The organism is Rhodococcus sp. 14C212 (genome assembly GCF_011058195.1).
Lineage (GTDB): Bacteria > Actinomycetota > Actinomycetes > Mycobacteriales > Mycobacteriaceae > Rhodococcus > Rhodococcus aetherivorans.
This window is the reverse complement of sequence record NZ_JAALEH010000148.1, coordinates 1-9,011: the sequence shown is the minus strand read 5'-3', so window position 1 is coordinate 9,011 and position 9,011 is coordinate 1. Positions and strand designations below refer to the sequence as shown.

Sequence of the window (9,011 nt, the reverse complement as noted above, 5' to 3'; positions counted from 1 at the left end):
GCCCCGCCCGCCGCGACCCGTCGCGACCTGAAGGCAGGCCTCACCGAGGTGTCGCTGCGCGACGAGCACCGCATCCGCCGGCGGCTCGACCGCGCCCGCGGACCCGAGGCGCTGGCGAAGATCGCCGACGAGATCGAGCAGGCGCGGTTGCGGCTCGCGGCGCGGGCGGCGGGCGTGCCGACGGTCACCTACCCCGACAACCTGCCGGTCTCGCAGCGCAGGGACGACATCGCCGCCGCGATCCGCGACCACCAGGTGGTGATCGTCGCCGGCGAGACCGGCTCCGGCAAGACCACGCAGATCCCGAAGATCTGCCTCGAACTCGGTCGCGGCGTGCGCGGCCTGATCGGGCACACCCAGCCGCGCCGCATCGCGGCCCGGGCGGTCGCCGAGCGCATCGCCGAGGAACTCGACTCCGAACTCGGCGACACCGTCGGCTACACCGTCCGGTTCACCGACCGGGTGTCGGACTCGACGCTGATCAAGCTGATGACCGACGGCATCCTCCTCGCCGAGATCCAGCGCGATCGGCTGCTGCGCCGCTACGACACCCTCGTCATCGACGAGGCCCACGAACGCAGCCTCAACATCGACTTCATCCTCGGCTACCTCAAGGAACTGCTGCCCCGGCGGCCGGACCTGAAGGTGATCATCACCTCGGCGACCATCGACCCCGAACGGTTCGCGAACCACTTCGCAGCGGCCGACGGCACACCCGCACCCATCGTCGAGGTCTCCGGCCGCACCTATCCGGTCGAGGTCCGGTACCGGCCCCTGACGGTCGAGGTGGGCGAGGAGCTCGTCGACCGCGACCCGGTGGACGCCGTCTGTGAGGCGGTCGAGGAACTCTGCGCCGAGGGTGACGGGGACATCCTCGTGTTCCTCTCCGGGGAACGCGAGATCCGCGACACCGCCGACGCGCTGCGCGACCGCAAACTCCGGGGCACCGAGATCCTGCCGCTGTACGCGCGGCTGTCCGCCGCCGAGCAGCACCGGGTGTTCACCCCGCACACCGGCCGGCGAGTGGTGCTGTCCACCAACGTCGCCGAGACCTCGCTCACCGTGCCCGGCATCCGCTACGTCGTCGACCCCGGCACCGCGCGGATCTCCCGCTACTCGGTACGCACCAAGGTCCAGCGGCTGCCCATCGAGGAGATCTCGCAGGCCTCCGCCCGGCAGCGGTCCGGCCGCTGCGGCCGCGTCGCCGACGGCATCTGCATCCGGCTGTACTCCGAGGAGGACTTCGAAGCCCGCCCCGAGTTCACCGAACCGGAAATCCTGCGCACCAACCTCGCCTCGGTGGTGCTGCAGATGACGGCGCTCGGGCTCGGCGACCTCGCCTCGTTCCCATTCGTCGAGTCCCCCGATCCGCGGGCCGTGCGCGACGGTATCGCGCTGCTCGAGGAACTCGGTGCGCTCGAACCGCCGTCGAAGGACGAACCCCCGAAACTGACCGGCACCGGACGCGAACTCGCGCTGCTGCCGGTCGATCCGCGCATGGCGCGGATGATCGTGGAGGGTCACCGCAACGGGTGCCTGCGCGAGGTCCTGATCATCGTTGCGGCGCTGTCGATCCAGGACGTGCGCGAGCGCCCGGCCGAGTTCCAGCAGGCGGCGGACGAGAAGCACGCCCGGTTCGCCGTCGAGGGCTCGGACTTCCTCGCGTACCTGAAGCTGTGGGACTACCTGAAGGAACAGCGGAAGGAACTGTCGTCCAGCCGGTTCCGCAAGATGTGCCGCGACGAGTTCCTGCACTGGCTACGGATCCGGGAATGGCAGGATCTGCAGGGCCAGCTGCGCCAGATCACCCTCAACCTCGGGTGGGAGACGCGGCATCAGGACGTCGGCCCCGACGCGATCCACCAGTCGCTGCTGGCCGGGCTGCTCTCGCACGTCGGCGTGCGTGAGGGCGAGAAGCGGGACTTCCTCGGCGCGCGCGGGACCCGGTTCGCGATCTTCCCCGGCTCGTCTCTGTCCAGGAAGCCGCCGCGCTGGGTGATGGCCGCCGAGCTGGTCGAGACGTCGCGGCTGTGGGCCCGGGTCACCGCGCGGATCGAACCCGAATGGGCCGAGAAGCTCGCCCCGCACCTGGTCAAACGCACCTACTCCGAACCGCACTGGTCCACCAAGCGCGAGGCCGCCATGGCCTACGAACGGGTCACGCTCTACGGCATTCCTCTGGTCGCGCAACGGCCCGTGCAGTACGGCCCGATCGACCGCGAGGCCTCACGCGAGCTGTTCCTCCGGCACGCCCTCGTCCAGGGCGAATGGCGGACTCGCCACAGGTTCTTCCACGCCAACCGCGAGTTGCTCGAGGACGTGGAGGCGCTCGAGCACCGGGCCCGCAGGCGCGACATCCTCGTCGACGACGAGACGCTGTTCGAGTTCTACGACCAGCGCGTCGGACCGGAGGTCGTCTCGGCGCGGCACTTCGACGCGTGGTGGAAGAAGGAGCGGCAGAAGAATCCCGACCTGTTGACCTTCACCCCGGAAACGGTGGTCAACCAGGAGGCCCCCACCGTCCTCGGCGGCGACTACCCCGACGCGTGGCGGCAGGGCGATCTGCAGTTCCCCCTCACCTACCAGTTCGAGCCCGGCACCGAGGAGGACGGCGTCACCGTCCGCATTCCCGTCGCGCTGCTCGCCGGGGTCCGGCCCGTCGGCTTCGACTGGTCGGTACCCGGCATGCGGGTCGAGCTGGTCACCGCCCTGATCAAGACGCTCCCCAAGCACCTTCGCCGCCAAGTCGTTCCGGCACCGGACTTCGCTGCGGCAGCCCTCACGTCCGTCCAGCCGCGCTCCGAGCCGCTCGTCAACGCGATGGCCCGGGAACTGTCGCGGCTCGGCGCGGCGCGGATCGAGCCGAGCGACTTCGACCCGGCCGCACTGCCGGACCACCTGCGCATGACGTTCGCCGCCGTCGACGAACGGGGCGCGGTACTCGCGCGCAGCAAGAGCCTGACCGCGCTGCGCAGGCAGCTGGCGAACCGTGTCGAGGCCGAGGTCTCCCGGGCGGCGTCGAGCACCGAGCGTGCCCCCGCACTGGTATGGACCGCCGAGACGCTCGGCACCCTCGAGCCCACGGTCACACGCACCGTCGCCGGCCAACAGGTGACCGGATATCCGACGCTGGTCGCCGAGGATGGCGGGGTGGCCGTGCGGGTGCTCAGCACCCCGCACGCGCAGCAGGCCGCGATGCGCACCGGGCTGCGGGCGCTGCTGCTCGAGGCGGTCCCGATGCAGGCGCGCGCCGCGACGTCGGGCCTGAGCAACGGCGAACGGCTGGCGCTCGGCCGCAATCCGGACGGCTCGTTCGAGGATCTGCTCGAGGACTGCCGGGCGTGCGCCGTGGACGAGCTGATCGCCCGGCACGGCAAGCCCGTGCGCACACCGGACGAGTTCACCGCGCTGGCGAAGGTGGTGCGGACCCAGCTGCCGGGCCGGGTTGCGGCGCTGCTGAAACTCGTCGTTCCCGCCCTGGCCCGGGCACACGAGGTGGAGGTGCTGCTCGAACGGGTGCGCGGCGAGGCCGCCGAGGACGTGCGGGAACAGCTGACCTCGCTGCTGTTCAAAGGTTTCGTCGCCGAACTCGGCAGTGCCCGGCTGGCCGACCTGCCCCGCTACCTGGCGGCGGCGGCACACCGGCTCGAAACGCTGCCGGCGAGCGCGCTTCGCGACCGGCAGGGCATGGACGTGCTGGACCGGGTCTACGCCGAGTACGACCGACTGCTCGCGCGGCTGCCGGAGGAGCGGGCCACAGCGGCCGACGTGGTGGAGGTCTCGTGGATGATCGAGGAGTTGCGGGTCAGCCTGTTCGCTCAGCACCTCGGCACCCGCGGGCCGATCTCGGAGAGGCGAATCCTCAAGGCCGTCGCGGCGATTCGCTGATCCGGCGACGAGGATCCCCGCGCGCGACGAACGGCGCGGCGCTCAGTCCGGGGACTCGGTCTCGCGCCGGTGCTGGTGCTCGCGCAGTTCCTTGATCTCGCGCTCGAAATCCTCTGCGGAGCTGAAGGACCGGTAGACGGAGGCGAACCGGAGATACGCCACCTCGTCCAGGTCCCGCAGGGGGCCGAGGATGGCCAGACCGACCTCGTTGCTCGGAATCTCCGGGGAACCCTTGGCCCGCACCGCGTCCTCGACCTGCTGGGCGAGGAGGTTGAGGGCGTCGTTGTCGACGTCGCGGCCCTGGCAGGCGCGGGCCACCCCGCGCACCACCTTCTCCCGGCTGAACGGTTCGGTGACGCCGCTGCGCTTGACGACCGACAGCACCGCCGTCTCGACGGTGGTGAAACGCCTGCCGCACTGTGGGCATGCCCTACGGCGACGGATCGCGGCCCCCTCGTCGGCTTCGCGGGAGTCGACGACGCGGGAATCGGGGTGCCGGCAATACGGGCAGTACATGTCGATTCCTTCGTCGTAGCCGTGCTGGCCGCGACGTCGGCGTCGAACCGATGCCGTCCTCCCGAGACCGGACTCACCGGCAGGCGAATCGCTCTCGACGCGACCACACGAGGTGGTGTGACTGACAAGAGTCGACAATACCTGCATACCCGGGTCGTCGGCCGGATCCGGTACCCGCCCGTCCATGCCGGATCACCGCGGCACGGAGGCCGGCACGAGCAGGGTCTGGCCGTCCCGCAGACGGCCGTCCGACATGACGTTGAGTTCGAGGATCCGCTCGATCGCCTCGGGGCGGGGCACACCCGGAGCTACCCGCGCCGCGACGTCGCCGAGCGACTCCCCTGCCTGCACGACGGTGACATCGGTACGGGTGGCCTCGGCCGCGACCTGGCTGGTGCGCAGGTGTGCGATCCCGAGCAGTCCCGCGGTCGCGACCGCGGTCAGCAGGGCCGTCGCCAGTACGGTGTGCAGGCCGGCCTGCGCGGTCCCGGCGGGCCGGTGCGGGACGCGCGAGACCCGGACCGGAGCGCGCCGGTAGTCCACCACCCCCGGATTCGGCCGGACCGGCAGCCGCCGGTCCGCCGCCTCGTGCGGCCGCCGCGCGAGGTGCGTCGTCGCGGAACGTCGTGCCCGGCCCTCGTCTCGTCCGGTGTCGTCGCACTGCCCGGGATCCTCGTACTGCCCGGTGTCGTTCCATTCGGTTCGGCGAACTGCTGATGTCCTCATCGAGGCCTCCGTGTCGCTCGTCCGCGGGGTGGGGCCCGCGGCGGAACTTTCGGTCACCGCTCGATCGACGGCGAGAGCTATTCGATCACCTGTTCGAAAGAACGTGCGTTCGATGTGTACCACGCCGCTCCGACAAAGTCAGCACTACCGGCCGAAAATCTCGAACAGATGTTTGATAACCGGCCATCGGAGCGCTAGATTCGATCCATCACATCCAGCACACCCGACACACGACGCACGGAGGTCACGACCATGACGGACGGCCATCCCCCGGCCGGGCGGAGCCGGACGACCACCGCCGATCCGGCCGCCGGCCTGACCGAACGCCAGCGCCGCGTCCTCGAGGTGATCCGCGAATCGGTCACCGAACGGGGCTACCCTCCGAGCATCCGCGAGATCGGCGACGCGGTGGGCCTCAACTCCACCTCGTCAGTGGCGCACCAGTTGCGCACCCTCGAACGCAAGGGCTTCCTCCGGCGCGATCCGAACCGCCCCCGGGCAGTGGATGTGCGCGGCCTCGACGATCCGCAGCCTCCGGCCCCGCAACCTCCGGCCCCGCAGGCGCAGCCGGTGGACGGGGTCGACACCGCCGCCGCGTCCGCCACGCCGGCCGCCATGGTTCCCGTGCTGGGCAGGATCGCGGCGGGTGGCCCGATCCTGGCGGAGGAGTCCGTCGAGGACGTGTTCCCGCTCCCGAGAGAACTGGTGGGGCAGGGTTCGCTGTTCCTGCTCAAGGTCGTCGGCGAATCGATGGTCGACGCGGCCATCTGCGACGGTGACTGGGTGGTGGTGCGCCAGCAGAACGTCGCGGACAACGGCGATATCGTCGCCGCGATGCTCGACGGCGAAGCGACGGTGAAGACGTTCAAGCGCGTGAAGAACGACGTGTGGCTGATGCCGCACAATCCGATGTTCGAACCGATTCCGGGCAACGACGCCGTCATCCTCGGCAAGGTCGTGACCGTGATCCGCAAGCTCTGACCCCGCTCCTCCCTGCGAACGAGCACGGGCGCCGCCGCGATCCGCGGCGGCGCCCGTGCTCGTTCCGATCCGGGACCGGTGCCCCGGGGGCCGGTCAGAGATTCAGGCCGCGGCCGATGATGTCCTTCATGATCTCGTTGGTACCGCCGTAGATCTTCTGGACGCGGGCGTCGAGATACGCCTTCGCGACCGGGTATTCGCGCATGTAGCCGTAGCCGCCGTGCAACTGCAGGCACCGGTCGATCAGCTCGACCTGCTTGTCGGTGGTCCAGTACTTGGCCATCGCCGCCTCCTGCACGCTCAGGGTTCCGGCGTTGAGCTGGTCGATGCACCTGTCGACGAACACGCGCGCGAGGGTGGTCTCGGTGGCCAGCTCGGCCAGCTCGAACCGGGTGTTCTGGAAGCTGCCGATCGACTTGCCGAACGCCTTCCGGTCACGGCAGTACTGCATCGTGTCCTCGAGCACGGCCTCCATCGCCGCCGCCGCCACCACGGCGATCGACAGGCGCTCCTGGGGCAGGTTCTGCATCAGGTAGATGAAGCCCAGACCCTCCTCACCGAGGAGGTTGGCGGCCGGCACCCGCACGTCGGTGAAGTGCAGTTCGGCGGTGTCCTGCGCCGCGAGACCGATCTTGTCGAGATTGCGGCCGCGTTCGAAGCCGGCCATCCCGCGCTCGACGACGAGGAGTGAGAAGCCCTGCGCCCCCTTCTCCGGGTCGGTGCAGGCGACGACGATCACCAGGTCCGCGTTGATGCCGTTGGTGATGAAGGTCTTGGAACCGTTGAGGATCCACTCGTCGCCGTCCCGCACCGCGCGGGTCTTGATGCCCTGCAGGTCGCTGCCCGTGCCGGGCTCGGTCATCGCGATCGCGGTGATGATCTCGCCGGAACAGAAGCCCGGCAGCCAGCGCCGCTTCTGCTCCTCGCTCGCCAGCTTCAGCAGGTACGGCGCCACGACGTCGTTGTGCAGCATGAAACCGATGCCGCTGAAACCGCCGCGCGTGGTCTCCTCGGTGACGATCGTGTTGTAGCGGAAGTCCTCGACACCGCCGCCGCCGTACTCCTCGGGCACGGCCATGCCCAGGAAGCCCTGCGCGCCTGCCTTCTTCCAGACCTCGCGGTCGACGATCTTGTCCTGCTCCCACTGCTCGTGGAAGGGAGCCACCTCCTGCTCGAGGAACTTCCGGTACGACTCGCGGAAAAGTTCGTGCTCGGGCTCGAAGAGGGTGCGTTCCATGTGCGCTCCTGTATCCGATGACGTACGTCACGCTCACGGTAGACACGAACAACGGGTCTGACGCTGACAGGAACGAGCGTTATTTGTGACCGGACACGCCGCGCGGTCGGCGGCGCAGGTCCGCCAACCGCCGCAGGAGCGGGTAGGCGATCAGGATGCCGATCGAGCCCCACGCGATGCCGCCGAGTTCGACGGAGCCCACGGTGAGGGTGAGGTCGCCGATCCCGGCCACCAGCGCGGCGGCGGCCACCATGAGGTTGACCGGATCCGTGAAGTCGACCTTCGCCTCCATCCAGATCCGCACGCCGAGGATGCCGATCAAGCCGTACAGGACCAGGGTGGCGCCGCCGAGCACGCCGTCGGGGACGGTGAAGACGAGGGCACCGAACTTCGGCGAGAAGGCGAGGACCACGGCCGTCGCGGCGGCCACCCAGTATGCCGCGGTCGAGTACACCCGCGTCGCGGCCATCACGCCGATGTTCTCGGCGTAGGTGGTGGTGCCCGAGCCGCCGCCGACCCCGGCGAGCGTCGTGGCCAGACCGTCGGCGAGCAGCGCGTCGCCCGCGACGTCGTCGAGATTGCGCCCGGTCATGGCCGCCACGGCCTTGACGTGGCCGACGTTCTCGGCGACGAGAACCACCACGACGGGCAGGGCGATCAGCACCACGGACAGCTCGAACGCGGGGGCGCGCAGTTCGGGCAGGCCGAACCACGCGGCGTCGCGCAGGGCCGCGAGGCGTTCCTCGGCGAGGCCGCCGGTGACGGCGGCGAAGATCCAGCCGACGATCACGCCGACGAGAATGCCCAGGCGGCCGACGAGGCCGGGACCGAGCACCGTGACGAGCAGGATCGCGGCCAGCGTGATCGCGGCGACGAGCGGCTGGGCCTCGAAGGATCCGACCGCGACCGGCGCGAGGTTCAGGCCGATGAGCGCGACGATCGCGCCGGTCACGACGGGTGGCATCAGCGCGTCGACGACGCGGGACCCCAGCGCCTTGACGACGAGACCGACGAGCGCGAGGGCGACCCCTACGGCGACGATGCCGCCGAGCTGGGCGGCGGGGCCCTCGCCGGCCGAGGCCGCCAGCGGCGCGATGAACGCGAACGACGAACCGAGATAGCTGGGCACCCGGCCGCGGGTGATCAGCAGGAACAGGGCGGTGCCGACACCGGAGAAGAGCAGCGTCGTGGTGACCGGGAAGCCGGTGATCGTCGGCACGAGCAGCGTGGCGCCGAACATCGCGATCACGTGCTGCATGCCGATGCCCACGGTGCGGGGCCAGGACAGTCGTTCGTCCGGGGCGACGACCTCGCCGTCGGCAACGCGACGTCCGTCGCCGTGCAGGGTCCAGCCGAACCCGGCCGTCCGCGTCCTCAGTTGTTCGTTCACAACGGGGAATGGTAGGCGCCGGCCGGCTCCGGGAGCAGGGCGCGGGGGGTCACTCCCGCCGCGGCTCACGTCGGACGCTCCTATGGATGTCAAGCGGTCTGATGGTGTTCGAGTAGCCGGTAGAAGTCGCGGGCGATGTATCGCTCGAGGCAGCGTTTGGTCTCGCGGGACGTCTTTCCTTCGGCGGTTCGTCGGGCGGTGTATGCCTTGGTCGCGTCGTCGTATCGTTGCCGGGACAGCACGACGGTGTGCAGGGCCCGGTTGAGCTGCCGG

6 protein-coding genes and 1 pseudogene are annotated in these 9,011 nt (G+C 70.0%); 2 read left to right on the top strand and 5 right to left on the bottom strand.

Going from position 1 to position 9,011, the window contains the following annotated elements:
• The coding region (hrpA, locus tag G6038_RS29470; protein ID WP_240918844.1) for an ATP-dependent RNA helicase HrpA at positions 1–3,888 on the top strand (3,888 nt) is incomplete at its 5' end.
• 42 nt (positions 3,889–3,930) lie between these two features.
• Here hrpA and nrdR read toward each other — a convergent pair.
• Entirely contained in the window at positions 3,931–4,404 is a 474-nt protein-coding gene (nrdR, locus tag G6038_RS29465) for a transcriptional regulator NrdR (RefSeq protein WP_029543374.1), read from the bottom strand.
• Positions 4,405–4,596: 192 nt separating this feature from the next.
• On the bottom strand, positions 4,597–5,130 hold the full coding sequence (locus G6038_RS29460; protein WP_165042304.1) for a LysM peptidoglycan-binding domain-containing protein: 534 nt from the start codon (positions 5,128–5,130) through the stop codon (positions 4,597–4,599).
• A gap of 252 nt (positions 5,131–5,382) precedes the next feature.
• Between G6038_RS29460 and lexA the strand changes: the two genes are divergently transcribed.
• Complete coding sequence (gene lexA / locus G6038_RS29455) at positions 5,383–6,111, top strand: transcriptional repressor LexA (protein ID WP_165042302.1); 729 nt, start codon at positions 5,383–5,385, stop codon at positions 6,109–6,111.
• A gap of 94 nt (positions 6,112–6,205) precedes the next feature.
• Here the strand turns inward: lexA and G6038_RS29450 are convergent, their stop codons facing one another.
• The 3 genes and pseudogenes from G6038_RS29450 to G6038_RS29440 all read right to left on the bottom strand — a co-directional run.
• Positions 6,206–7,348: an acyl-CoA dehydrogenase family protein gene (locus tag G6038_RS29450; protein ID WP_165042300.1), complete on the bottom strand. Its 1,143-nt coding sequence runs from the start codon at positions 7,346–7,348 to the stop codon at positions 6,206–6,208.
• A gap of 79 nt (positions 7,349–7,427) precedes the next feature.
• Positions 7,428–8,738 (bottom strand): solute carrier family 23 protein, encoded by a 1,311-nt coding sequence (locus G6038_RS29445; protein WP_165042298.1) that lies wholly within the window; start codon positions 8,736–8,738, stop codon positions 7,428–7,430.
• Between the two features lie 89 nt (positions 8,739–8,827).
• Positions 8,828–9,011, bottom strand: a pseudogene (locus tag G6038_RS29440) (IS110 family transposase); the annotation flags it as partial.